The organism is Mycobacterium sp. E2733 (genome assembly GCF_001667585.1).
Lineage (GTDB): Bacteria > Actinomycetota > Actinomycetes > Mycobacteriales > Mycobacteriaceae > Mycobacterium.
Window position 1 is genome coordinate 35750 of record NZ_LZJZ01000103.1, and the last position, 22849, is coordinate 58598.

The following is a 22849-nucleotide window of genomic DNA, read 5'->3' on the forward strand; positions in this document are numbered from 1 at the left end:
CGAGCGGGATTTCGGGAACCCTATCCCCCACCTGTTCTATCGCTGTCCGCGTTTAGCCGGATGCCGAGCGGGTAGGCGTCTCCCGCGTGAAGCGCCTGTTGCAGCAGGACCCACATCGGCTGGCGAGGAAACCAACGACACGGAGGGCGCGATGACCACCGAAGTCGAGCGGGCCAAAGAACCGGTCAGCGCCGTGTTGGCCGGGCCCTACGGGCATCCCTTCCATCCGATCCTGGTGACCGTGCCGATCGGCGCCTGGGTCAGCAGCCTGGTGTTCGACATCGCCTCACGCATCGTGGCAAGCCCCGGCTTCTTGGCCCAGGGCTCGGAATGGCTGATCGCGATCGGTGTCGTTGGCGCGCTGCTGGCGGCGATGATCGGGTTGCTGGATCTGCTGGCCATCCCCACCGGCACCCGGGCGTTCCGGGTCGCGCTGCTGCACATGACGCTCAACATCGCCATCGTCGTCGCCTACGCCGTGAACTTCGTCTGGCGCCACAGCAGCTCCGGCCACCCCGCCGCCGTCGGGCTGGGCCCGCTGGTGCTGTCGGCGGTCAGCCTTGCCCTGCTGATGGTGTCGGGATCCTTGGGCGGCATGTTGTCCTACCGCTACGGGGTCCGCGTCGCGCGCGAGGCCGACCAAACCGAAGCTTTCCGTTCCTGATTCACACACAGGAAGTAACGATCATGGGTATCGCAGCACTCGTTTTATGGATCCTGACCGCCGGCGGCGGCTTCTACCTACTGGCCCAGTGGGTCGGCGGCGGCGGGCATCGGCGCGCCAGCGCCACCAGGTTTCCGCCCGTACTCATCTTCGGGCATTTCCTGCTGGCGGCGGCCGGGCTGGTGCTCTGGATCATCTACCTGGCGGTAGCCAACCGCCCCGTCGGCTGGGTGGCCTTGATCTTGCTGGCATTGGCCGCGGTGGGCGGCTTGACCATGTTTGCGCGATGGGTGCCCGGCTACCGCACGCGACAGGCCGCAGCCGTCAATAGCCAACAGGCGGCCGTCGGCTCCGGTGACAACCCGCCCGAGCGTTCCTTCCCGGTCGCCGTCGTGGGCGCCCACGGGGTGCTGGCGGTGACCACCCTCGTCCTCGTCGTGCTCACCATGGTCGGTATCGGAGCCGACTAGGGGCGCAGGCGGTCACGACTTGCACCGGTAGGACGCGGGCGGCAACGTGCCCGCAACGAGATAGCGCATCACGGCCGCGTCCACACACTGGTCGCCGTTGAACACCGCGGTGTGCTGCGTCCCGTCGTAGGTGATCAACGGGCCGCCCAGCTGGCGCGCCAGGTTCACCCCGGCCTGATACGGGGTCGCCGGGTCGTGCGTGGTGGAGACCACCACCACCTTGCCCGGCGCCGCGGGCGACGCGGCGTGCGGCGTCGACGTCGCCGGGACCGGCCACAGCGCGCACAGATCGCGGGGCGCGCTTCCGGTGAACTGCCCGTAGCTGAGGAAGGGGGCCGCTTGGCGGATGCGCTGATCGGCGGAAACCCAGCTCGCCGAATCCCTCGGCGCGGGCGCGTCGACGCACCGGATCGCGTTGAAGGCGTCCTGATCGTTGGTGTAGTGCCCGCTGCGGTCCCGGCCCTCGTAGTCGTCGGCGAGCAGCAACAGGTCGCCCGCGTCGGTGCCGCGCTGCAGCCCGAGCAGCCCGCTGGTCAGGTACTTCCAGTGCGCCGGGGTGTACAGCGCGTTGATGGTGCCGGTGGTGGCGTCGGCGTAGCTCAGGCCGCGGGGGTCCGACGTGCGGCCCGGCTTGGCGACCAACGGGTCGACCAGCGCGTGGTAGCGGTTGATGAACTGGGCCGGGTCGGTGCCCAACGGGCAGCCCGCCGAGCGGGCGCAGTCGGCGGCGTAATCGTTGAAAGCGGTTTGGAATCCCGCCATCTGCTGGACGTTTTCGTCGACCGGGCCGACGGTCGGGTCGATCGCGCCGTCGAGCACCATCGTCCGGACGTGGGCACCGAACTTCTCCAGGTACGCCGTGCCCAGTTCGGTGCCGTAGCTGTAACCGAGGTAGTTGATCTGATCATCGCCCAGCGCCTGACGGACCATGTCCATGTCGCGCGCCACGGATGCCGTGCCGACGTTGGCCAGAAACCCGCTCCCCATCCGGGAGACACACTGCTGGGCCAACTGCTGATAGAGCTGTTCGATGTGGGCCACTCCGGCCGGGCTGTAGTCGACCATCGGCTCGCGCCGGTAGGCGTCGAACTCGGCGTCGTTGCGGCAGCGCAGCGTTGGGGTCGAGTGGCCCACCCCTCGCGGGTCAAAGCCGACCAGGTCGAAGTTCTGCCTTATGGGCGTGCCGTCCAGATCCGAGGCCATCCCGATCACCATGTCCACCGCGGACCCGCCGGGTCCACCCGGATTGACCAGCAGCGCGCCGATCCGTTGGCCGGTCGCCGGCACGCGGATCACCGCCAGCTTCGCTTGGCCGGCCCCCGGGTTGTCGTAGTCGACCGGGACCGAGACTGCGGTGCACTGCGCGGTAGTGACATCCTTTGTGTCCGTAGCGAATTGACCGCAGCTACCCCACGCCTGTGGCGTCGCGGCCGACGGCTTCGGCGCGGGGGTCTGCCCCGCACCGGCTTCCGGGGTGGCGCCGGCCGCCGGCAGTCCCAACGCCGATTGCCCGACCAACAGCCCGAATGACAGCAGCGCCGAGCTCAATGATCTCAGGCGCGACATGGCTGTCATCGTGTCAGCCCCGGGTACCCGAAGCGGCGCGAAACGGTCACGCCTTGGTCTCGTCTGGCGTGCCTCTGACGTGCGGCCGGCGTCAGACCTGTACGCGCACTAGCACTTCGCGCCGCTGGGCGGCGTGGCGCCGCCGACCAGATACGCCGTGACGTAGTTGTCGATGCAACCGTCGCCCTGGAACACCACCGTGTGCTGGGTTCCGTCGTAGGTCAGCAGCGAACTGCGCAGCTGGTTGGCCAGATCGACCCCGGCCTTGTACGGCGTCGCGGGATCATGGGTGGTCGACACGACCACGGTCGGCGCCAGGCCGGGCGCGGAGATGGTGTGCGGCTTGCTCGTTGGCGGCACCGGCCAGAACGCACAGGTGCCCAGGGGCGCGTCGCCGGTGAACGTGCCGTAGCTCATGAACGGCGCGATCTCGCGCGAGCGACGGTCTTCGTCAATCACCTTGGCCCGGTCGGTGATTGGTGGCTGGTCGACGCAGTTGATCGCCACCCGCGCGTCGGTGGCATTGGTGTAGTGACCGTGCGCGTCGCGGCGCATGTACATGTCGGCCAGGGCCAGCAGGGTGTCGCCGCGATGGTTGACCAGTTCGCTCAGCCCGTCGGTCAGGTGGTGCCACAACGTCGGCGAGTACAGCGCCATGATCGTCCCGACGATGGCGTCGCTATAGCTCAGTCCGCGTGGGTCGTTCGTGGGCGCGGGCCTGCCGACCATCGGGTTGTTGGGGTCGACCAGCGGGTCGACCAGGCTGTGGTAGACGTCGACGGCCTTGGCCGGGTCGGTGCCCAACGGGCAGCTCGATTGCTTCGCGCAATCGGTGGCGAAGTCGTTGAACGCGTCCTGAAAGCCCTTGGCTTGACGCAGGTCTGACTCGATGGGATCCGCGTTGGGGTCGACCGCGCCGTCGAGGATCATCGCCCGCACCTTGTCGGGATAGGCCTCGGCGTAGGCGGAGCCGATCCGGGTGCCGTAGGAATAGCCGAGGTACGTCAGCTTGTCGTCGCCCAGCGCCGCGCGGATCGCGTCCAGGTCCCTGGCGACGTTGACCGTGCCGACGTTGGCCAGAAAGTTCTTGCCCATCTTGTCGACGCAGCGGCCGACGAATTCCTTGGTTTCGTTCTCGATGTGGGCCACACCGGCCGGGCTGTAGTCGACGTTCGGCTCCGTGCGCAGCCGGTCGTTGTCGGCGTCCGAGTTGCACCAGATGGACGGCCGCGACGATCCCACCCCGCGGGGGTCGAAGCCGACCAGGTCGAACCGTTCGCGGACCCGCTTCGGCAGCGATTGAACGACACCCAGGGCGGCCTCCATACCGGACTCGCCCGGACCGCCGGGGTTGATCACCAACGAACCGATCTTGTCCCCCGTCGCGGGAAACCGGATCATCGCCAGCGTCGCCACGTCACCGTCGAGGTGGTCGTAGTCGACCGGAACCGCGAGCTTGCCGCACAGTGCTCCGGCGGGAATCTTGACCTTTGGGTTCGCCGTCCGACAGGGGGTCCACTCCACGGCCTGCCCGAGCTTCGGCTCCGCCAGGAGGGCGCGGCCGTCGACGACGCGCACACAGCCCGCGAGAAGGAGCGCCACGGCAGCGACCGTTGTCCAAACCAGCAGCGTGCGCGCGATCTTGTCGCGGCGAGACAGACCCATGCCAACATATGCTGCCAGAGGAAACCTGAGATCCTCATGAGCGGCACCACCGGCGGTCACCGGGTGACAGCGAACAGTTCCTCCATTCCCACCGCGAACTCGTCGGCCACCTCCCACAGGTCCGAGCACGAGGGCAGCCCATGCCGGTATGCAGGCTGGAGAACACGGCCGACATTTGGTTGCGGCCGGGGCCGGTCGGATTTGTCATGCCCGGAAACCCGCACCGACGCCACCAACGGCGAATCCGGCAAAGCAATTCGATCGGCCAGGAATTGGCGCAGCACAGCGGAAACCAACGCCATCACCACGTCTTCGACTTTGACCCCGAAACGGTTCTTCACCCTTTTGATGTCGGCGAGATTCAATTCTGCCTACGCGATGTTTCGGCGTTCGGTGATCCGGGCGTTGAACACGGTGGCCGGCGCGGCGAACGGCCGGGCCATCGCTTGGCCCTCGCGCCCCCGCCGCAGTGTGGCGGCCGTCACATGGACGGTGCAACCGAAGAAAAGAAATGGCAGAATGGCACCGTCAGACGAACCCGGGGACCCGCCCAGGATTTTCCCAAACCTGAGGGCCACGAGGATCGACCCGACCATCCATAGGGACAATGATGTCTGAGCAAAACCTCTACGGCGCAGGCACGTCTGAGCACGCGCAGCCACTCACCAAAATCCGCACGCACCACCTGCAGAAAATGAAGGCCGAAGGGCACAAGTGGGCGATGCTCACGGCCTACGACTATTCGACCGCCCGGATCTTCGACGAGGCGGGCATTCCGGTCCTGCTGGTCGGCGACTCGGCCGCCAACGTCGTGTACGGCTACGACACCACGGTGCCGGTCTCGATCGACGAGATGATCCCGCTGGTGCGCGGCGTCGTGCGGGGCGCCCGTCACGCCCTGGTCGTCGCGGACCTGCCGTTCGGCAGCTACGAGGCGGGGCCTTCCGCGGCCCTGGCGTCGGCCACCCGATTCATGAAGGAGGGCGGCGCGCACGCCGTCAAGCTCGAGGGCGGCGAGCGGGTAGCCGAGCAGGTCGCCTGCCTGACCGCGGCGGGCATCCCCGTGATGGCGCACATCGGGTTCACGCCCCAAAGCGTGAACAGCTTGGGCGGCTTCCGGGTGCAGGGCCGCGGCGACGCCGCGGAACAGACCGTCGCCGACGCGATCGCCGTCGCCGAAGCCGGCGCCTTCTCGGTCGTCATGGAGATGGTGCCGGCCGACCTGGCCACCCAGATCACCGGCAAGCTCACCATCCCGACCATCGGCATCGGGGCCGGCCCGAACTGCGACGGCCAGGTGCTGGTGTGGCAGGACATGGCCGGCGTCAGCAGTGGCAAGACCGCCCGCTTCGTCAAGCGGTTCGGCGACATCGGCGGGGAATTGCGCCGGGCCGCAATCCAATATGCGCAAGAAGTGGCCGAAGGGGTCTTCCCGGCCGACGAGCACTGCTTCTGACGGACGCGACCAGAGGTTTCCGCCCACCACAACCCCACGAATCCTGTCAATTCCGAAACTCCTTGTGTGGCAGGCAGGTACGATCACTCTTGGATAAAGTCTCTACTCCGAGAGCAAGGGTGAACACATCGACCGGGGGATTTGCGGTGACTTCGTGCACCGTCGAACGGTGCTCAAGATTCCACTTCTACTGGCAGGAGGCGCTGCGCTGAGCCGAGCACCTCGCGCGGCCGCGCAACCCGCGCCTGGCACCTCGCCGCAGGGCAGCCGCTGGTCCCCCGAGCGCGCGAACCGTTGGTATCAGGCGCAGGGGTGGTTGGTCGGCGCGAACTACATCACATCGAACGCGGTCAACCAACTCGAGATGTTTCAGGCCGACACGTTCGACCCCCGACGGATCGACACCGAGCTGGGCTGGGCCCACACCAACGGCCTCAACGCGGTGCGCGTCTTCCTGCACGACCTGCTGTGGGAGCAGGGCCCTCGAGAGTTCCAAGTCCGCCTCGCCCAGTTCGTCGACATCGCGGCGCGCCACGACATCAAGCCGCTGTTCGTCTTGTTCGACTCCTGCTGGGATCCTCACCCCCAATCCGGTCCGCAGCGCCCGCCGCGGCCCGGCGTGCACAACTCGGGCTGGGTGCAGAGCCCGGGTGCGCAACGCCTGGGTGAACCCACCTACATCCCGACCCTGCGCGGCTACGTAACCGGGGTGCTGACTCAGTTCCGCACCGACGACCGCGTTTTGGGCTGGGACCTGTGGAACGAGCCCGACAACCCGTCGAAGTACTACCGCTCGGTCGAGCGGGCCGACAAGCTCGACCTGGTCGCCGACCTGCTGCCGCAGGTGTTCGGCTGGGCTCGTTCGGTCGATCCATCCCAACCGCTGACGAGCGCCGTCTGGGACGGCGAGTGGGCGGACCCCGCCCGCCGCAGCACCATCACCGGCATTCAGCTGGACAACTCCGACGTGATCACCTTCCACTCCTATGACCCGCCCGCGCAGTTCGAGAGCCGCATCGCCGAGCTCACACCCCTGGGGCGCCCGATCCTGTGCACCGAATACATGGCCCGGCCATTGGGCAGCACCGTCCAGGGTGTGCTGCCCATCGCGAAGCGCTACAACGTCGGCGCGTTCAACTGGGGGCTGGTCGCCGGGAAAACGCAGACCTTCTTTCCCTGGGATTCCTGGGAGCACCCCTACCCGGCTATGCCGGCTGAGTGGTTCCACGACCTGCTCGCGCCCGACGGGCGGCCGTTCCGCGATTCCGAGATGCAGACCATCCGCGAGCTGGGCGGCCTGGCGATGCACCTCCGCGAAGATCCGCCACCGCCCCCGCCGTAGCGCCGTAGGCCGGCGACAGCGCGCGGCCATCGCCGCCATCCGCGTCGCCGCGGTATGGCAGGCTATGAGAACCCAGCACACCGTCCACGACGTTCGAGGCCGCGGCGACGCGCCGCAACGGAGCCGAAAATGCCTGCAAAAGCGCCGCAACCCTCACGCCATCGAGAGGTGGAGCGCAAGTTCGACGTCGGCGATTCCACCGTGTCACCTTCGTTCGAGGGCATCGCCGCGGTGTCGCACGTCGACAAGTCGCCGACTCAGACACTGGACGCGACGTACTTCGACACCCCCGGGCAGGACCTCGCCCGCAACAAGATCACGCTGCGCCGCCGTACCGGCGGCTCGGATGCGGGGTGGCACCTCAAGCTGCCGACCGGTCCCGAGGCCCGCACCGAGGTCCGGGTGCCGCTGGACGCATCCGGCGCCGACACCGTGCCGGAGGAGTTGGTGGACGTCGTGCTGGCGATCGTCCGCGACCGCCCCCTCGTACCGGTCGCGCGGATCACCACCCAACGCGAAAGCCAGGTGCTCTACGCCGCCGACGGCGCGCCGCTGGCGGAGTTCAGCAATGACCACGTCACCGCGTGGTCGGCCCGTACTTCCGAGGACGCCGACCTGGAGCCCACCCAGCAGGAATGGCGCGAGTGGGAACTCGAACTCGCCGAGAAGAACGGGGCCCCGGATACCGAGCTGTTGAACCGCTTGGGTAACCGCCTGCTCGACGCCGGCGCCGCGCCCGCCGGTCATGCCTCCAAGCTGGCACGCGTGCTGGGCACCACGCCGCAGCCCGACGGCGCGCAGCCCGCCGAGCACCCGCTGCAGCGCGCGGTGGCCGAGCAGATTCGCGAACTGTTGGTGTGGGATCGCGCCGTGCGGGCCGATGCCTTCGATTCCATTCACCAGATGCGGGTCACCACCCGCAAGCTGCGCAGCCTGCTGCGCGACTACCAGGAATCGTTCGGACTGCCCGACGAGGGCTGGGTTCTCGACGAGCTGCGCGAGCTGGCGGGCATCCTCGGCGTCGCGCGCGACGCCGAGGTCCTTGCGGAGCGCTACGAACGTGAATTAGACGGGCTGACACCGGATTTGGTGCGCGGGCCGGTGCACGAGCGGCTGGTCGGGGGCGCCCAGCGCCGCTACCAGACCGGACTGCGCCGGTCGCTGATGGCCATGCGTTCGCAGCGCTATTTCCGGTTGCTGGACGCCCTGGACGCGATAGCGGCGCAGTCCCCCGGCAGCGCCTCGGACGAGGAGCACGCGCCGGTCACCATCGACGCCGCGTACAAGAAGGTCCGGAAGGCCGCCAAGGCCGCCGCTCAGGTTGACCGGGACCACCCGGACGACCAACACGAGCGCGACGCGGCGATCCACCGGATCCGCAAGCGGGCCAAGCGACTTCGCTACACCGCGGCGGCCACCGGCGAGGACAGGGTTTCCGAGCAGTCGAAGGCCGTCCAGTCGCTGCTGGGCGACCACCAGGACAGCGTGGTCAGCCGCGAACACCTGCGCCACGAATCCGAAGCCGCGCACGCCGCCGGCGAGGACACCTTCACCTACGGCCTGCTGTACCAGCAGGAGGCGGACCTGGCCGAGCGGTGCGAGCAGCAGCTCGACGACGCGTTGCGCAAACTCGCCAAGGCGGTGCACAAGGCCCGACACTGAGCAGGGCGGACGAGTCGGCCTGTAAGCCGGATTCTGTTCTGCACACCTCCGGTAGCGAAGATGCACAGTGGCGGCCATCCATCTGGACACACCGTCACCGGGTGCCTCAAGCGGCCTACCCGCAGGCTCGGGCGAGCAACCCTCGGACGCCTGCGCGGCCGCACCCTTCGGTGCGGCCTTCTTGGCCTTGCTTCGGGTGGGGTTTGCCTAGCCACCCCGGTCACCCGGGATGCTGGTGCGCTCTTACCGCACCGTTTCACCCTTACCACCGCGAAGGTGGCGGTCTGTTTTCTGTGGCACTGTCCCGCGAGTCACCTCGGATTGCCGTTAGCAATCACCCTGCTCTGTGAAGTCCGGACTTTCCTCGAACCGCCTTGCGACGGTCCGCGGCCGCCCGGCCAACTCGTCCGCGACGATCCACGGTACTACCTGCGCGATGCCGGGGCCAGCAACTATCGAAGGATCGGGGCGGCTCTATCGTGGACCGCGCAGACAGCCCACACGGAAGGACGCGAATGTCGCGGTGGAAGAAGCGCGTCGACTCCGGCGACTGGGACGCCGTCGCCACCGCGGTCGGCGAGTACGGCGGGGCGCTGCTGCCGCGGCTGGTCACCACCAGCGAGGCGGCCCGGCTCCGCAAGCTCTACGGCGACGACGCGCTGTTCCGCTCGACCATCGACATGGCGCCCAGGCGGTACGGCGCCGGGCAGTACCGGTACTTCGACACGCCGTATCCCGACCCGATCGAGGAGCTCAAACAGGCGCTGTATCCCCGCCTGTTGCCGATCGCCCGCGACTGGTGGGCAAGGCTGGGCCGCGATGCCCCCTGGCCGGACAGCCTCGACGACTGGCTGGCCACCTGCCATGCGGCCGGCCAGACCAGGTCCACCGCGCTGATGCTCAAGTACGGTCCGGGCGACTGGAACGCCCTGCACCGAGACCTCTACGGCGACTTGGTTTTTCCGCTCCAGGTGGTGATCAACCTGAGCGAACCCGACACCGACTACACCGGCGGCGAATTCCTGCTCGTCGAACAGCGGCCGCGCGCGCAATCCCGCGGCACGGCAACGCAACTGCCGCAGGGCCACGGCTTCGCGTTCACCACGCGGGAGCGGCCGGTGCCCTCGAGCCGCGGCTGGTCCGCGGCGCCCGTACGGCACGGGGTGTCGGTCGTACGCTCCGGTGAGCGCTACGCCATGGGGCTGATCTTTCACGACGCCGCCTGAGGGTAGTCGGGCCGGGCTGGGCGACCGCTTAGCATTGACCATTGCCCAGCGGGGATGTTGGTGCCAGTCTGACCAGATGACAGATACGGAAGGGTTCGTTGACCAGACGGTGACGGGTCTCGCGGAGCCACAACCGATGTACAAGGCGCTGCGCGAAACGACGCCCGTGTTCCGCTCCCCGCAGGCGGTGGTCCTCAGCCGCCTCGCCGACATCGAGATGGCGCTCAAACACACCGAGCTGTTCTCGTCGAACATGGACGCCGTCGACCTCGGCAACATTCGGCCGCTGATCCCCCTGCAGATCGACCCGCCCGAGCACGCGAAGTACCGCCGCATCCTCGACCCGCTGTTCACCCCGCGAGAGATGGCCCGGCGCGAACCCCGCGTCACCGAGCTGGTGAACGAGATGATCGACCGCTTCGCCGACCGGGGCGAATGCGACTTCCACGCCGAGTTCGCGGTTCCCCTTCCCTGCACCGTCTTTCTGCAATTGCTCGGGTTGCCGCTGGACGACCTCGACAAGTTTCTGAAATGGAAGGACGGAGTGATCCGCCCCGAGGGCGACTCCGGGTTCGACCGCCGCCACGAAAGCTCCGCAGCGGTGGCGCAACAGATTTACGACTACTTCGACCGCGCCATCGACGACCACATCGCCAGCCCGCGAGATGATGTGCTTTCCGCGATGATCGCGGCCACCATCGAGGGCCAGCCGCTGTCGCGCGAGGAGCTGCTCGACATCTGCTTCCTGTTCCTCATCGCGGGGCTGGACACGGTGACCGACTCGCTGGACTGCTTTTTCGTGTACCTGGCCCGCCATCCCGACCACCGCCGCCATCTCGTCGAGCAGCCCGACGTGCTGCCGAGCGCCATCGAGGAGCTGTTGCGCTGGGAGACGCCGGTGCCCGGGGTCGCCCGGGTCGCCATGCACGACACCGAGGTGGGCGGCTGCCCCATCAGCAAGGGCGAACGGGTCAGCCCGCTGCTCGGCGCGGCCAACACCGACCCGGCCGAGTTCGCCGACCCGGAGCTGGTGGACTTCACCCGCAACCCGAACCGGCACCGCGCGTTCGGCGGTGGCCCCCACCGTTGCCTCGGCTCCCACCTCGCCCGCATGGAGCTGCGGGTGGCGTTGCGCGAATTCCACCGGCGCATACCGGATTACGAGATCAAGCCCGGCACCCAGCTGAGCTACACCGCCGCGCTGCGGTCGGTGGAGTCGCTACCACTGGTCTTTTCGGCGCCATGACTCGCGTCGCCGTCGACCCCGACCGCTGCACCGGCCACGGGCGCTGCTACACCCTGGCGCCCGACGTCTTCGATGCCGACGAGGTGGGTCATTGCGTCGTGCTCGTGGAGGACGTCTCGGGTGACCTCGAGGCGCAGGCCGTCGCCGGCGAGCAGAACTGCCCGGAGCAGGCGATCACGCTGTCGCGCTGAGGACCCCGTCGGTGCTGTCAGGTGCCGGGAGCCGCGATCAGGGCGTCGATAACAAGCCCAAGCCGATGCACCCGCGACTGGTACAGGACCTGCCAGTCGTGGCCCAGCAATGCGCTTGCCGTGATGGGCCGGCACCCGCCCATCAGCTGAGGCGCCACCCGCCACAGCCCCATCCAGGTTCGCGAGACGGCCCGTTCAAACGGCCGGTCTCCGGATGTGAGGCTGGCGATGCAGAGCCGACCGTCCGGACGGAGAATCCTCCGCAGATCGTCGACTACAGCCCGCGCGTAGTCGGGATCGAGCAAGTCAAAGACGAACGTGGAGAACACCCGATCGGCGAACCCGTCGTTGGCCGGCAGTGGGAGCGAGCCGTCCACCAACACGACCCGGGCGCGCGCGGGCCACGCGGCGAGCCGACGGGTGGCTAGGTCGATCATCACAGGGCTGATGTCCACGCCGAGGTAGGTGGTGCTAGAAGGCAGCGACTCCAGCAGGCGTGCGGCCAATCGGCCTGTGCCGCAACCGAACTCGAAGATCTTCTGCTCGCCTGCCAGTGCCGCGTTTGCCACGAGAAGGTCCGTCGCCGCGTCCTCATAGAAGGCCTGCCAATCCTGGACGCGGCCGATGCGGTTATAGACCCGACGAGCCTGGCTGAGGCTTAGCGCCATACAAGCGTCCTCCTTACGGCGTTCGCGACAACTGCCGCGCGGCGCACGTTCAGGCGAAGCAGACCACGCTGCGCGCTCCCCGGCCTGCGGTCATGTCGCTGAACGCGGTCTCGACGTCGTCGATGCCGATCCGCCGGGTGACCAACGCCTCGAGGTCCAGCCTGCCGCGTCGGGCGAGTTCGGCGAGCACCGGGATGTCGCGCGCCGGGTCGCTGGCGCCGTAGACGCTGCCCTGCACCGTCTTGCCGTCGGCCATCAACGACAGCGCGGGGAACGTCACCTCCTCGGCGATCCCGGCGGCGCCCACCAGGGTGACCTTGCCGCCGCGGCGGGTCGCCTCGAAGGCCAGGCGCATCGTGGCGGGCTTGCCCACCACCTCGATCCCGTGGTCGACGCCGGCGCCCCCGGTCACATCACGCACCGCAGCGACGAGGTCGGCCTCGCCGGCGTCGATGGTGTCGGTCGCCCCGTTGGCCGAAGCGGCGGGAAGCTGGCCGGCCACCCGGTCGGCGGCGATGATGCGCGCGGCGCCGGCCAGCCGCGCGCCCTGGATGGCGGCCAAACCCACGCCGCCGCAGCCGATCACGAGCACGCTGTCCCCCGGTCGCACGGCCGCCGTCCGCATCACCGCGCCGACGCCGGTGGTGACGCCGCAGCCCAGCAGGGCGGCGTGCTCGAGCGGCAGCGACTCGTCGACCGGGACCACCGCCGCGGCCGGCAGCAGCGTCTCCTCGGCCAGCGACCCGACCCCCATGCCGGGCCAAACCGGGCCGCCGGCGCTTTCCGCATACGGACCGCCGTAGGCGTGGTCATAGCCGTGCACGCACAGCTGGGCCTCGCCGCGCAGGCAATGCGGGCAGGACCGGCATGGCACGTTCCACGTCAACACGACGTGGTCACCCGGGCCGACCGTGGTGACGCCGTCGCCCACCTCGGCGACGATCCCGGCGCCCTCGTGGCCGAGCGTGGACGGCAGCAGCGTCGGTATCGACCCGTCGCGCAGCGACAGATCGCTGTGGCACACGCCGCTGGCGCGCAGTTGCACCCGTACCTCGGTGGCGCCGAGGGGCCGCAGCGCGAGCTCCTCCACCGCGGTGGGCTGCCCGACCTCGCGCAGCACGATGGCTTTCATAAGGTCCACACTGTGATGCAGGTCATAGCGACCTACGATGGCTGGACAACCGCACGGGGTCAAGGGAGACGGTCATGACGGGATCAACGACGATCGCGCGCGGCAGCCAAACGGCGGGTGACGAGCCGGTTTTGACGATCGGCGGCCAACCGCAGGCCGGCGCCGCCGGAAGCTACGCGGTGCGCAACCCCGCGCGGCCGAGCGAAGTCGTCGACCATGCCCCCGCCGCCGACCGCGCCCAGCTCGACGCCGCCGTGGCGGCGGCACGGCGGGCGGTGCCCGGGTGGCGGGCGCTGGGCGTCGCCGAGCGGGTCGCCGCCCTGACGGCCGCGGCGGCCACCGCCGCCGAACAGCTGACAGCTGCCGGCGGCGCGCGGCTGTACACCCGCGAGCACGGAAAGGTGCTGAGCGAGGCCAACTTCGAGATCAGCACCGCCCCCGGCCTGGCCGCGCTGATCGGGTCGATGGCCGCGGCCGCGGTGGCGCCCGAGCAGGTCGACCCGAACGCCCCCTACCCGCGCCTGCACCGGGAGCCGTTCGGCGTGGCCGCGCTGGTGCTGCCGTTCAACTGGCCGCTCGCGCTGACGATGACGAAGCTGGCGTCGGCGCTGAGCGCGGGCAATACCGCCGTCGTCAAGGTGCCACCGAGTTGCCCGCTGGCGACGCTGCGGCTGGCCGGGGCGCTGGCCGCGGCGCTGCCGCCGGGCGTGGTCAACGTGCTGGCCGGGCCCGGCAGCGAGCTCGCCCAGGCGCTGGTCACCCACCCGGGTATCGACCTCATCTCTCTGACCGGCGGCGTCGCCACCGGGCGCGCGGTCATGGCGGCGGCCGCCGCGCGCCTCACCCCGGTGCTGCTCGAACTCGGGGGCAACGACGCCGCGATCATCGCCTCCGACATCGAGGTCACTGAAGAGCTGGTCGAGCGGTTGGTGACCGCGACCTACACCACCGGCGGCCAGGTCTGCATGGCGATCAAGCGGCTGTATGCGCCCGCGGAGCGGGTCGGCGAGCTGGCCGAGGCGGTGCTGGCCCGCTGCGAACGCGAGGTGATCGGCGACGGCCTCGCCGACGAGACCACGCTCGGCCCGCTGCACACGGCCGCCGGCCGCGACCGGGTCGCGGCGCTCGTCGGTGAGGCCGAGGCGCGGGGCGCGACGGTGCGCACCGGCGGACGGATTCGCGAAGAGGACGCCGCCTCGGGTGGGTATTTCGCGCTGCCGACCGTGGTCACCGGCCTGGCGCCGGATTCCCGGCTGGCCACCGAGGAGCAGTTCGGTCCGGTGCTGCCCCTTTTCGGGTACGACGCCATCGAGGACGCCGTAACCGCTGCCAACGCAACGGAATTCGGCCTCACCGCGTCGGTCTGGACCGGCGACGACGAGCTGGCAGATCGGATCACCGGGCAGCTCGTCGCGGGCACGGTCAGCGTCAACTGCCACGGTCTGGCCGCCCAGGACCCGCGGCTGCCGTTCGGCGGCTGCGGCCAGTCCGGCCTCGGCCGCGAACTCGGCGTTGACGGTATCCGCGCGTTCACCCAGCCGCGGACGTTCGTGCGGCATCCCGCCCCCGGCTAGGGCGCGTTCGATCGTGCGCTGGCGGCTGTCGGTGGCTCACACTGAAAGTACAGAACGCACACCCGATGACGAGCCAACCTCAGCAAGAACAAGTAATGCGTTGCGGAGACGGCCAAATCCGAAGTCCTTGGGCCGCATGGGTTAAGGGCCGGCGATATCGCCGACGACGGTCATCTTGTCGCCGTTCCACGCGCCCACTTCGCTGTTGCCAAGCAAACAAATGCTAATCACTTTCGACGGTGACGCGTCGCGAATCGTCAATCCAGTTTGCCGCGTCGCTACGGGCCGCGGCCCTTGACGCGGCCGGAGGGCGGTGGGACAACTGGCGGTATGGCTCGCATCGTCGACTCGGACCAGCACCTCTACGAGAGCCGTTCGCTGTGGAGCGAATACATCGACCCGGCCGTGCGCGCCGACGCGTTGAACCTGGTCGACGACGAGCTGGGCTACACCTGGCTGAGCTGGCACGGCGCTCACCTCGCGCTCGCCGACGTTCACCTGCCAGGCAATACCGCATCCTGCGGGGAGCACCGCATCCGTCGCCGGGCCGGCGAACCGGCCGCCTATCGGTACGACGAAGCGTTGCCTGCCGCCTACTGGGAGCCCGCGTCGCGGCTTCGCTGGCTCGACGACGCGGGACTCGACGAGGCGGTCCTGTTTCCCAATTTCGGCCTCCTGTGGGAGCGCCGCTTGTCGCCGTCCCTTCCGGCGATGACCGCCAACATGGCGGCGTGGAACCGGTGGTGCGCCCACGTGCGAGCGGATGGTGGCGCGCGGCTGCATCCGGTGGCACATCTGACGCTGCGCGATCCGGAGTGGCTCGAGGCCCAGCTCGATATGTTGGCGCGCTCCGGCATCACGCTGGCCATGGTCGGCGCGGGGCCGGTGGACGGGCGGGAACTCTCGCACCCCGAGCACGACCGGATCTGGTCCGCATTCGTCGATCACGCGGTCACGCCGGTGTTCCACGTCGCGGATCAGGTGCGCGTCTTGGACGATTGCTGGTACCACGACGATCCGGCGCAGGACCTGGTGCCCGCCACCGAAGCCGTATTTCTTTGGGTGCCACCGGCGTTGGCGTTGTCCGACCTGATCCTGCACGGCGTCTTCGACCGTCATCCTGGTCTGCGCTTCGGGGTGGTCGAGCTCAGCTCCGCCTGGGTCCCGCAGTTTCTGCTGATGTTGGACGGTGCGTTTGACTTCACCACCAAGCTCAACGGCAAGCCCACGACGAACCTGTCGCGGCGACCGAGCCAATACTTCCTCGACCACGTTCGGGTGTCCTCCTTCTCGTACGAGAACCCCAAGCAGCTGGCCGAACTGACCGGCGACGTATTCATGTTCTGCAGCGACTATCCGCACTCCGAAGGCACGGCTACGCCGCTGAACGACTACCGGAAGATGGACTGCCAGGAACCGGAAATGCCCGGCCTCTTTCACGCCAACATTGACTTGTTGCTCAACCGATAACCGCCCGGCCTGATCGACCGTCGCCCCAAAGCGGCCTCCACCTGGGCAGACAATGGTTAAACGGCGGCGACGTGGTTACTCTCGCTGCTGTCATGTCGGAATCACCGACCACGACCTCCGCAGCCGCCGTCACCACCGTGCCGGCCACCGGCACCGGCACCCGGGAACCGGCGCCCACCAACCTCACGCGCATGACCGCCGACGGCATTTCGTGCGTGAAATGACAAGTCGCACAATACAGTTCGGTCGCTGACTGGCGTTCGGTCTTGGTGCTTCCCCACTAAGCCGAGCTGCTCGGGCGCGCTTGGAGCGCGGCGACGAGTGCCAGGCGAACTTGTTCCACGATCGCGGCAGGGCTCCGGGCGGAGAGCTGGGCCTCGGCCGCAGCGAGTTCGGCGGCGAGCGGACCGTCATGGAAGACACCGGTGACCCAATGGGAGAAGTCGCGCCGCGGACAGTGGTGGCGGAACACCCCGCGCTCGCAACGGATGAGCTCGTCTTCGAGTTCGCCGAGGTTGGCCGCAACCGCCCCGGTGAGCGTGTCGTTGTCGGTCCGGAAGAAGAACCGGTGGTCGCGATCGACGCCGGAAAATTCGTACTTGTGCTCGTGACGCAGATGCGGGGTGCTCCGGGCTCCCAGGGTGAACGCCACGGCTTGGTGGGCGAGCGCTCGCCAGGCCAGGACCGCTCGGCCAGTTGGCCCGTCCAGCATGCGGGCGATCTGTGCGCGCGGCATGTCCGCCACCGCGGCCGTGAGGTCGACGAGGTGCTTGGACGGCTGTGGTGAGCACAGCGCAATGACGGCGTCCAGGGCCGCCGGGACCTGATTGGCGAATTCCTCAGGCCGCCAGGTGACGAGCAAGTAACCCTTTGCGGCGGGGTTGAACACATTCAACGAGGACCCCGCCCGCCCCAACGGGGCGTGGGCCTCGTCGACGACAACCCATTGGGGTAGGCCGGTCGCGGCCCGCTGGGCTTCGATCTCGGCGGGTAAGCCCGCCAAGTACTTACCCTGGTGGGCAGGGTCCAGGTGAGACAGGTCGACGACCACCGTCACGTTCCGCAACAGGTGAACGATTTCGCCGGGCCCGGCGAGGCGGCGGTCCCGCCCTCCGGTCACAAGGACGTTGTGTAAGTCGCCCAGGCCGATATGGTCGCCTTCTGGATCGATGACGACCACGCCGTAGCCGTAGCGGACCAGTTGTTCACACATCAGACCGGTCAGGTAGGACTTGCCCGTCCCGGTGCCACCGCACACGGCGATGTTGAGTTGGGAGGCGGGGACGGTCACCGCATCGCCGTTGTCGTCGATGCCCAGCGTGATTTGCCAGCGGCGCGGATGGACGTGGGTGCGCCCGGCGAGGATAGGGCCGCGGAGCAGGTCGACCACCCCTTGTCCATCGGGCAGGTCGAGCGTCACGTCGGCGTGGGCGCGGATGGCCTCGACGGCGTTGGCGACGGCGACGCCGACCTCGCACACCTCCATCAGGCTGTGATCGTTTTCGGCATCGCCGATTCCCAACGTGTTGTGTTGGGAAAGGCCCAAATCGGCGAGCGCCTCCAGCAAGCCGGTGCCCTTGGTCACCCCCGCCGGCAGGATCATCAGCTGATCCCGGTTCCGTACCAGGCGGCAGTCGTGGCCCAAGCCTCGGACTACCTCCAGCGCGACCGGCTCGTCAGCAGCGCTACACGCGATCAAAACTTGTCCTCTGCGGTGGACCACATTGCGGGCGGCGAGCTCCCAGCTCACAGCCCGATCGACGGGCGCGGCCAACCGGCGGACACCGAGCGAGGTCACCAATACCGCGCCGTTCTCGGCCACTAGCGCATCGACGTGATCCTCGACATCCGCGAACGCCGTCCGCAACTCCTGCACGATCCGACCCGTGACCAGGATTATCCGGATCCCCCGGGCGCGCGCGTCGGTTAGCGCGGCCAAGGTTTCGGACGCGACAGCGCCGTCGGCGAGTGTGCCATCGAAATCGACCGCCACCGCCCGGAAGTAGCCGAGTGCCCCCGCGGCCGTGACCCCAACCAGCTGATGGGGCCGCCCCGCGGGGCTGAGCGCGAACAACTCGTCGCCGCTACCGATGTCGATGACCAGGGCGTCGAATGCCCCCGACCGGATCGCGCGCAAGGTCTCTTGTGCCTCCTCGAGTTCTCGGCGCAATTCCTCCGGATCCTCGGGCGTTGGCGTCACTGGAACGTCCTCACTGGGAAGGGCGTCGCGCCGGTCACGTAGCTCCGTCGATTCGTCGAAGCTGTAGGCCGGCGAGCAGCCGGTCGGTGTCCGAGAGATCGCCCACGACCTTGCGGACGGGCTCGGGGAGCCTGCGAACAAGCGTGGGCACAGCCAGGATCTGGTCGTCGGCCGCTCTTCGCGGATCCTTTTGCAGGTCAACGACTTCGAGTTGATAGCGCCCCGCCAGGTATTTCTCGCAGGCGTCCTCCAGGTTCGCGAGCGCCAGCAGGCAGTTCGGCGATCGATCGGCGACGTAGAGGCGCAACTCCCAGATCTCAGCACCGGCCGCGCGAGGTGAGGCCATCGTGACCCTCATTCCTCGGGAAGGCCCGGATCGGCCCAGCGCCATGCCGCTAGGGCCGATTCGTCCGCCGCGGCGTCGGTTACCTGTTTCTTTTCGCGCACATCAAGCCGCTCCAGCTCGGCCCGGTCGGCAGACATCTCGTCTTGCAGCAGGCCAAGCTGCGCCTCGCGCTCAACGACGCGCCGCTGTAGCTCGCGCCGGTGACGCTGCAACTCTTCCAATTGCTGCCGGGCCGCGAGGCGCTGTTCGGCCTCTTGCACGAGCCGAGCCGAGCCGGTCAGAATGCCCGCCGAGCCTACGTAAACGTCGACGAGTTCGACGCCGTGGTCGGTCAGCACGAACTCGCGCACCTGGTTGGAGTGCGGGCTGCCCCGCGACTTCAGCACGGACAGCAGCCGATTTCGCTCGCCATTGGACTCGACGTTGCGCAGCAGCAGCCAGGTATCGACCAGCGACGAGACGCTCACGGTGCTCGTATCTTCCTCACGGGCCAGCGTCGTCGCCAGTGCGGTGATACCCCGGCTCTTCAGCAGGTCGATCTCACGGGCCACCATCGAGGTCACCTCCGAACTGGAAGCCCCGTGCATGAGCCCGGCCATCCCGTCAAGAACGGCCACGGACGGCGCCACCTCCTCGACCAAGCTGGCCAAGATCGCCAGATGGGCCTCAAGGCCGTAGGCGGCCGGGCGCGCCGCCCAGATGCGCAGCACGCCGGCATCAACCCAGCGCCGCAGCTCAAGGCCCACCGACCGCATGTTGCGGATGTACTGGTCGGGCGACTCCTCGAACAGGACCAGAAGCGCCCGCTCACCGCGCGTGCACGCCGCGTCGATCAGGTGCGCTCCGAGGGTGGTCTTGCCCGTTCCCGCCGCCCCGCTGACGAGAATGGTCGATCCCCTGTACGGACCGCCGCCCAGCATGTGATCGAGTCGCGGCACCCCCGTCGACACGCGCTCCTCAGAAACGCTGTAGGCCAGACCGACCGACGTGCTCGGCAGCACCACGAAACCACGGGCCGAGATCAAGAAGGGGTACTCGTTGGTTTCGTGCGCCGACCCGCGGTACTTGACGATCCTGAGAATGCGGGTGGAGATCTCATCCCGCACCCGCTGATCGAGAACGATCACGCAGTCCGAGACGTACTCCTCTATCCCGTGGCGCGTGAGCCCCTGGGCGTCCCGCTCCCCGGTCACGATCGCGGTGACAGAGCGCTCCTCGAGCCAATTGAACAGCCGACGGAGCTCCGCCCGCACGATCGCCTGCTTTTCAAAGGCGCCGAACAGCAGCTCGATCGTGTCCAGGACGACACGCTTAGCCCCGATCCGCTCAATCGAGTCGGCGAGCAGGATGAACAACGGCTCCAAATCAAACTCCCCCGCCTCGCTGAAATCGGAAGGATCCACCCGGAAGGAGTCCGCAACGAGCAGCTGATCCCGCTGCAGCCCATCGAGGTCGAAGCCCAGTGAGGCGACATTGGCGGTGACCTTCGCCGTCGACTCCTCAAATGTCAGTAGCACGCCCGGCTCCCCGTAGTCCCGAGCACCCGCAACGAGGAACTGCAAGGCGAGCAGCGTCTTTCCCGTTCCCGTCCCCCCGGTCACCAGCGTTGTCCTACCCCGCGGCAATCCGCCTTTGGTGATCTCGTCGAGTCCCCGGATTCCGGTCGGAGCTTTCGGCAAAACCGGGCCGACGGGAGCCTCGGGCGTGCCTGACACCAGGTCCGTTACGCCATGTTCTGACATCACGTCGCCTTCCGAGAGCGCTTCTGCAACAAATGGATTCAGCTAGGTCCGGGCCGGGATCGAGGATTGGCCGTCGGCGCCACCGTGCAAGCTCGACCGCGCGTCGCGCGCCAGAGTCCGATGTGCAGGGACATGCGGCTCTATCGGATCTTTTGCATGAGCCATGACTGGGGAGAATAAGCGCTGTGCGGGGTGGGAACGAGTGCCTAACGCCCCGCGGCGCGGAGCCTTAAGTCCCTGGTCTTTGCCACGGCTGGCACCACGCGGTCATCGGGTATGCGATGACCTCCGAAGGACCCGGACCGCGGGGCGACGACAGTCACGCCGGTTCGCCTGCACGGCAAGGCGTTTGCGGTCGTTCTTAAGGGCGCGCGAGTACAGTGGTTCGATGACCGCCGCCCCGTTGAATGCGTGGATGATCGCCGGCATCGCGGCGGCGTCCGTTTCGCTCGGGGTGGCCGAGCTGGTGGGCATCCCGTTCGACGCTCGCGCCAAAGCGCGCAATGCCGTCTCCGCCGTGGTCGTCGACCTGACACCGGCGCCCGTCAAAGAGTGGGCGATTCAGACGCTGGGCTCCTTGGACAAACCCTTTCTTGCGGTCGTCGTACTCGTGGTCATCGCCACCATCGCCGCCATCGCCGGGACCCTGGAAACCCGGCGCCGCCCGCTGGGCAGCGCCGTGATCGCCGCGGCGGGCGTCCTCGGATGCCTCGCAGTGCTGTCGCGGCCGGGCGCGGCCGCGCTCGACACGATCCCCACCGTCACGGGTGCGACCTGCGGCATAGCGGCCCTGCGCTTGCTCACACATCGGCTCTGGTCCGACCCGAACGAAGCCGAGCGAGACGAGCCGGACGCCGGCAGGCGCAGGTTGCTCGGCTACGGACTCCTTGGCTTCGGCGTGGTGAGCGGCGTTGCGGGTGCGGTCATCACGCGATTGGTCCACTCGGTGGCCACCGACCGCACCACCTTCGCGCTGCCCCGGCCGCGCACGCCCGCGACGCCGATACCTGCCGACGTGCAACCGAACGGCGTTGCGCTACCGAGCTTCGTCACCCCCAGCGCCGACTTTTACCGGGTGGACACCGCACTGGTTGTTCCCCAACTCAGCCGCAGCGACTGGCGGCTGCGCATTCACGGCATGGTGGACCACGAGACCACCTACAGCTTCGACGATCTCGCCCACTTCGACGTCGTCGAAACAGTGACCACGTTGACCTGCGTATCGAATCCCGTTGGGGGCGATCTGATTTCGACCGGCGTCTGGACGGGCTACCGGGTCGCCGATCTGCTGGCGGCGGCCAGGGTCCACGCGGACGCCGACATGGTGCTGTCGACGTCGATCGACGGGTTCACCGCCGGCACGCCGGTGCGGGCGGTCACCGATGGCCGCGCCGCGCTCCTGGCCGTCGGCCTCAACGATCAACCGCTGCCGATCGAGCACGGGTACCCGGCCCGGCTGGTGGTGCCCGGGCTGTACGGGTACGTGTCGGCCACCAAGTGGGTCGTCGAGCTGGAGCTGACCCGCTTCGACCGAGCGAAGGCGTACTGGACTCGGCAGGGCTGGGCGCCGCGCGCACCCATCAAGACCGAGTCCCGGATCGACGTACCGAAGAGCGGCCAGAGGGTGCCGATGGGGCCCGTGGTATTCGGCGGTGTCGCGTGGGCCCAGAATCGGGGCGTGCGCGCGGTGGAGGTCCTCATCGACGACGGCGGCTGGCAGCCCGCGCAACAGGGCGCGAGCTATTCCAACGACACGTGGCGCTTGTGGAGGTTTCCCTGGCAGGCGAAAACCCCGGGAAGACACACCATCACCGTGCGCGCCACCGACAACACCGGAGCCATCCAAACCGCGGATCAGGTTGGCAGCGTCCCGGACGGCGCGACCGGCTGGCACTCGGTGGAGTTCACCGTCGCGTAGGCCCGAAGCGCTACTTCGACGAGAGTTTCCGCCAGCTGACTACCGCGATCACCAGGCCGATCAGCACCGTGATCGGCCCGATGACGGACCAGGTCGTGGTGTTGCTCATCGGGCTGCCTTGAAGTACGCCGAATCCCTGGAGCGCCCAGATCAGGCCGAACAGCGCAACGAGCAACCCCAGCGCCAACGTGACGACGAAAGTCCTTCTCATACGGGGATGCTAAGCGCCGCGGGTCGCGGCGACTATCGCGCGGTGCGGATGACGAAGGCGTCCGTGCTCTCGTCGTAGCCGACGTCTCTCATATAACCGC

The 22849-nt window shown here is 68.3% G+C and carries 20 protein-coding genes, 1 other RNA gene and 1 pseudogene; 12 read left to right on the plus strand and 10 right to left on the minus strand.

Features of this window, described 5'->3' with window-relative positions:
* Positions 1–151: 151 nt before the first annotated feature.
* A complete protein-coding gene (locus A5678_RS18885; protein WP_068045105.1) occupies positions 152–664 on the plus strand; it encodes a DUF2231 domain-containing protein in 513 nt (170 codons plus the stop codon).
* Between the two features lie 23 nt (positions 665–687).
* Complete coding sequence (locus tag A5678_RS18890) at positions 688–1134, plus strand: hypothetical protein (RefSeq protein ID WP_068045107.1); 447 nt, start codon at positions 688–690, stop codon at positions 1132–1134.
* A gap of 12 nt (positions 1135–1146) precedes the next feature.
* Here A5678_RS18890 and A5678_RS18895 read toward each other — a convergent pair whose 3' ends face one another.
* The 3 genes and pseudogenes from A5678_RS18895 to A5678_RS18905 form a co-directional block, all read right to left on the minus strand.
* On the minus strand, positions 1147–2709 hold the full coding sequence (locus A5678_RS18895; protein WP_156746989.1) for an alpha/beta hydrolase: 1563 nt from the start codon (positions 2707–2709) through the stop codon (positions 1147–1149).
* 99 nt (positions 2710–2808) lie between these two features.
* A complete protein-coding gene (locus A5678_RS18900) occupies positions 2809–4365 on the minus strand; it encodes an alpha/beta hydrolase (protein ID WP_068045109.1) in 1557 nt (518 codons plus the stop codon).
* Between the two features lie 145 nt (positions 4366–4510).
* A pseudogene (locus A5678_RS18905) lies at positions 4511–4841 on the minus strand (wax ester/triacylglycerol synthase domain-containing protein); the annotation flags it as partial.
* Between the two features lie 134 nt (positions 4842–4975).
* On the opposite strand from A5678_RS18905, the gene panB reads away from it, so the two are divergent.
* From panB to A5678_RS18925, 3 genes are all read left to right on the plus strand, one after another.
* A complete protein-coding gene (gene panB, locus A5678_RS18915) occupies positions 4976–5821 on the plus strand; it encodes a 3-methyl-2-oxobutanoate hydroxymethyltransferase (RefSeq protein ID WP_068045146.1) in 846 nt (281 codons plus the stop codon).
* A gap of 154 nt (positions 5822–5975) precedes the next feature.
* Complete coding sequence (locus tag A5678_RS18920) at positions 5976–7163, plus strand: 1,4-beta-xylanase (protein WP_082945622.1); 1188 nt, start codon at positions 5976–5978, stop codon at positions 7161–7163.
* Between the two features lie 129 nt (positions 7164–7292).
* A complete protein-coding gene (locus A5678_RS18925; RefSeq protein WP_068045114.1) occupies positions 7293–8825 on the plus strand; it encodes a CYTH and CHAD domain-containing protein in 1533 nt (510 codons plus the stop codon).
* A 6-nt stretch (positions 8826–8831) separates the two neighbouring features.
* Here A5678_RS18925 and rnpB read toward each other — a convergent pair.
* An RNA gene (rnpB, locus tag A5678_RS18930) (RNase P RNA component class A) lies at positions 8832–9231 on the minus strand.
* Between the two features lie 109 nt (positions 9232–9340).
* Between rnpB and A5678_RS18935 the strand changes: the two genes are divergently transcribed.
* The 3 genes from A5678_RS18935 to A5678_RS18945 all read left to right on the plus strand — a co-directional run bounded on the left by A5678_RS18935 (position 9341) and on the right by A5678_RS18945 (position 11488).
* Entirely contained in the window at positions 9341–10051 is a 711-nt protein-coding gene (locus A5678_RS18935; protein ID WP_068045116.1) for a 2OG-Fe(II) oxygenase, read from the plus strand.
* A gap of 76 nt (positions 10052–10127) precedes the next feature.
* Positions 10128–11297 carry a cytochrome P450 gene (locus tag A5678_RS18940; RefSeq protein ID WP_068045118.1) on the plus strand — a complete coding sequence of 390 codons (1170 nt, stop codon included), beginning with the start codon at positions 10128–10130 and terminating at the stop codon, positions 11295–11297.
* Positions 11294–11488 (plus strand): ferredoxin, encoded by a 195-nt coding sequence (locus tag A5678_RS18945; RefSeq protein ID WP_068045120.1) that lies wholly within the window; start codon positions 11294–11296, stop codon positions 11486–11488. The genes A5678_RS18940 and A5678_RS18945 overlap by 4 nt, the downstream gene beginning before the upstream one ends.
* Before the next feature lie 17 nt (positions 11489–11505).
* Here the strand turns inward: A5678_RS18945 and A5678_RS18950 are convergent, their stop codons facing one another.
* Both A5678_RS18950 and A5678_RS18955 read right to left on the minus strand, forming a co-directional pair.
* The gene (locus tag A5678_RS18950; protein WP_068045122.1) at positions 11506–12156 is read right to left on the minus strand and encodes a class I SAM-dependent methyltransferase; all 651 of its coding nucleotides are present in this window, start codon (positions 12154–12156) and stop codon (positions 11506–11508) included.
* A gap of 49 nt (positions 12157–12205) precedes the next feature.
* On the minus strand, positions 12206–13288 hold the full coding sequence (locus A5678_RS18955; RefSeq protein WP_068045123.1) for a Zn-dependent alcohol dehydrogenase: 1083 nt from the start codon (positions 13286–13288) through the stop codon (positions 12206–12208).
* A gap of 74 nt (positions 13289–13362) precedes the next feature.
* On the opposite strand from A5678_RS18955, the gene A5678_RS18960 reads away from it, so the two are divergent.
* The 3 genes from A5678_RS18960 (at position 13363) to A5678_RS28205 (ending at position 16556) form a co-directional block, all read left to right on the plus strand.
* Entirely contained in the window at positions 13363–14862 is a 1500-nt protein-coding gene (locus tag A5678_RS18960; RefSeq protein ID WP_068045124.1) for an aldehyde dehydrogenase family protein, read from the plus strand.
* 330 nt (positions 14863–15192) lie between these two features.
* Complete coding sequence (locus A5678_RS18965; protein ID WP_068045125.1) at positions 15193–16332, plus strand: amidohydrolase family protein; 1140 nt, start codon at positions 15193–15195, stop codon at positions 16330–16332.
* A 92-nt stretch (positions 16333–16424) separates the two neighbouring features.
* The gene (locus A5678_RS28205) at positions 16425–16556 is read left to right on the plus strand and encodes a hypothetical protein (protein WP_255396926.1); all 132 of its coding nucleotides are present in this window, start codon (positions 16425–16427) and stop codon (positions 16554–16556) included.
* 56 nt (positions 16557–16612) lie between these two features.
* On the opposite strand, the gene A5678_RS18970 is transcribed toward A5678_RS28205, so the two are convergent.
* The 3 genes from A5678_RS18970 to kaiC are packed head-to-tail and all read right to left on the minus strand — an operon-like array spanning position 16613 to position 20620.
* Positions 16613–18532 (minus strand): HAD hydrolase family protein, encoded by a 1920-nt coding sequence (locus A5678_RS18970; protein ID WP_197502194.1) that lies wholly within the window; start codon positions 18530–18532, stop codon positions 16613–16615.
* 34 nt (positions 18533–18566) lie between these two features.
* Positions 18567–18878: a circadian clock KaiB family protein gene (locus A5678_RS18975; protein WP_231983715.1), complete on the minus strand. Its 312-nt coding sequence runs from the start codon at positions 18876–18878 to the stop codon at positions 18567–18569.
* Positions 18879–18886: 8 nt separating this feature from the next.
* Positions 18887–20620 carry a circadian clock protein KaiC gene (gene kaiC / locus A5678_RS18980; RefSeq protein WP_068045129.1) on the minus strand — a complete coding sequence of 578 codons (1734 nt, stop codon included), beginning with the start codon at positions 20618–20620 and terminating at the stop codon, positions 18887–18889.
* 415 nt (positions 20621–21035) lie between these two features.
* Here kaiC and A5678_RS18985 point away from each other — a divergent pair, with 415 nt between their 5' ends.
* Positions 21036–22538 (plus strand): molybdopterin-dependent oxidoreductase, encoded by a 1503-nt coding sequence (locus tag A5678_RS18985; protein ID WP_082945624.1) that lies wholly within the window; start codon positions 21036–21038, stop codon positions 22536–22538.
* Positions 22539–22548: 10 nt separating this feature from the next.
* On the opposite strand, the gene A5678_RS18990 is transcribed toward A5678_RS18985, so the two are convergent.
* A complete protein-coding gene (locus tag A5678_RS18990) occupies positions 22549–22749 on the minus strand; it encodes a hypothetical protein (protein ID WP_068045132.1) in 201 nt (66 codons plus the stop codon).
* Positions 22750–22849: the final 100 nt, after the last annotated feature.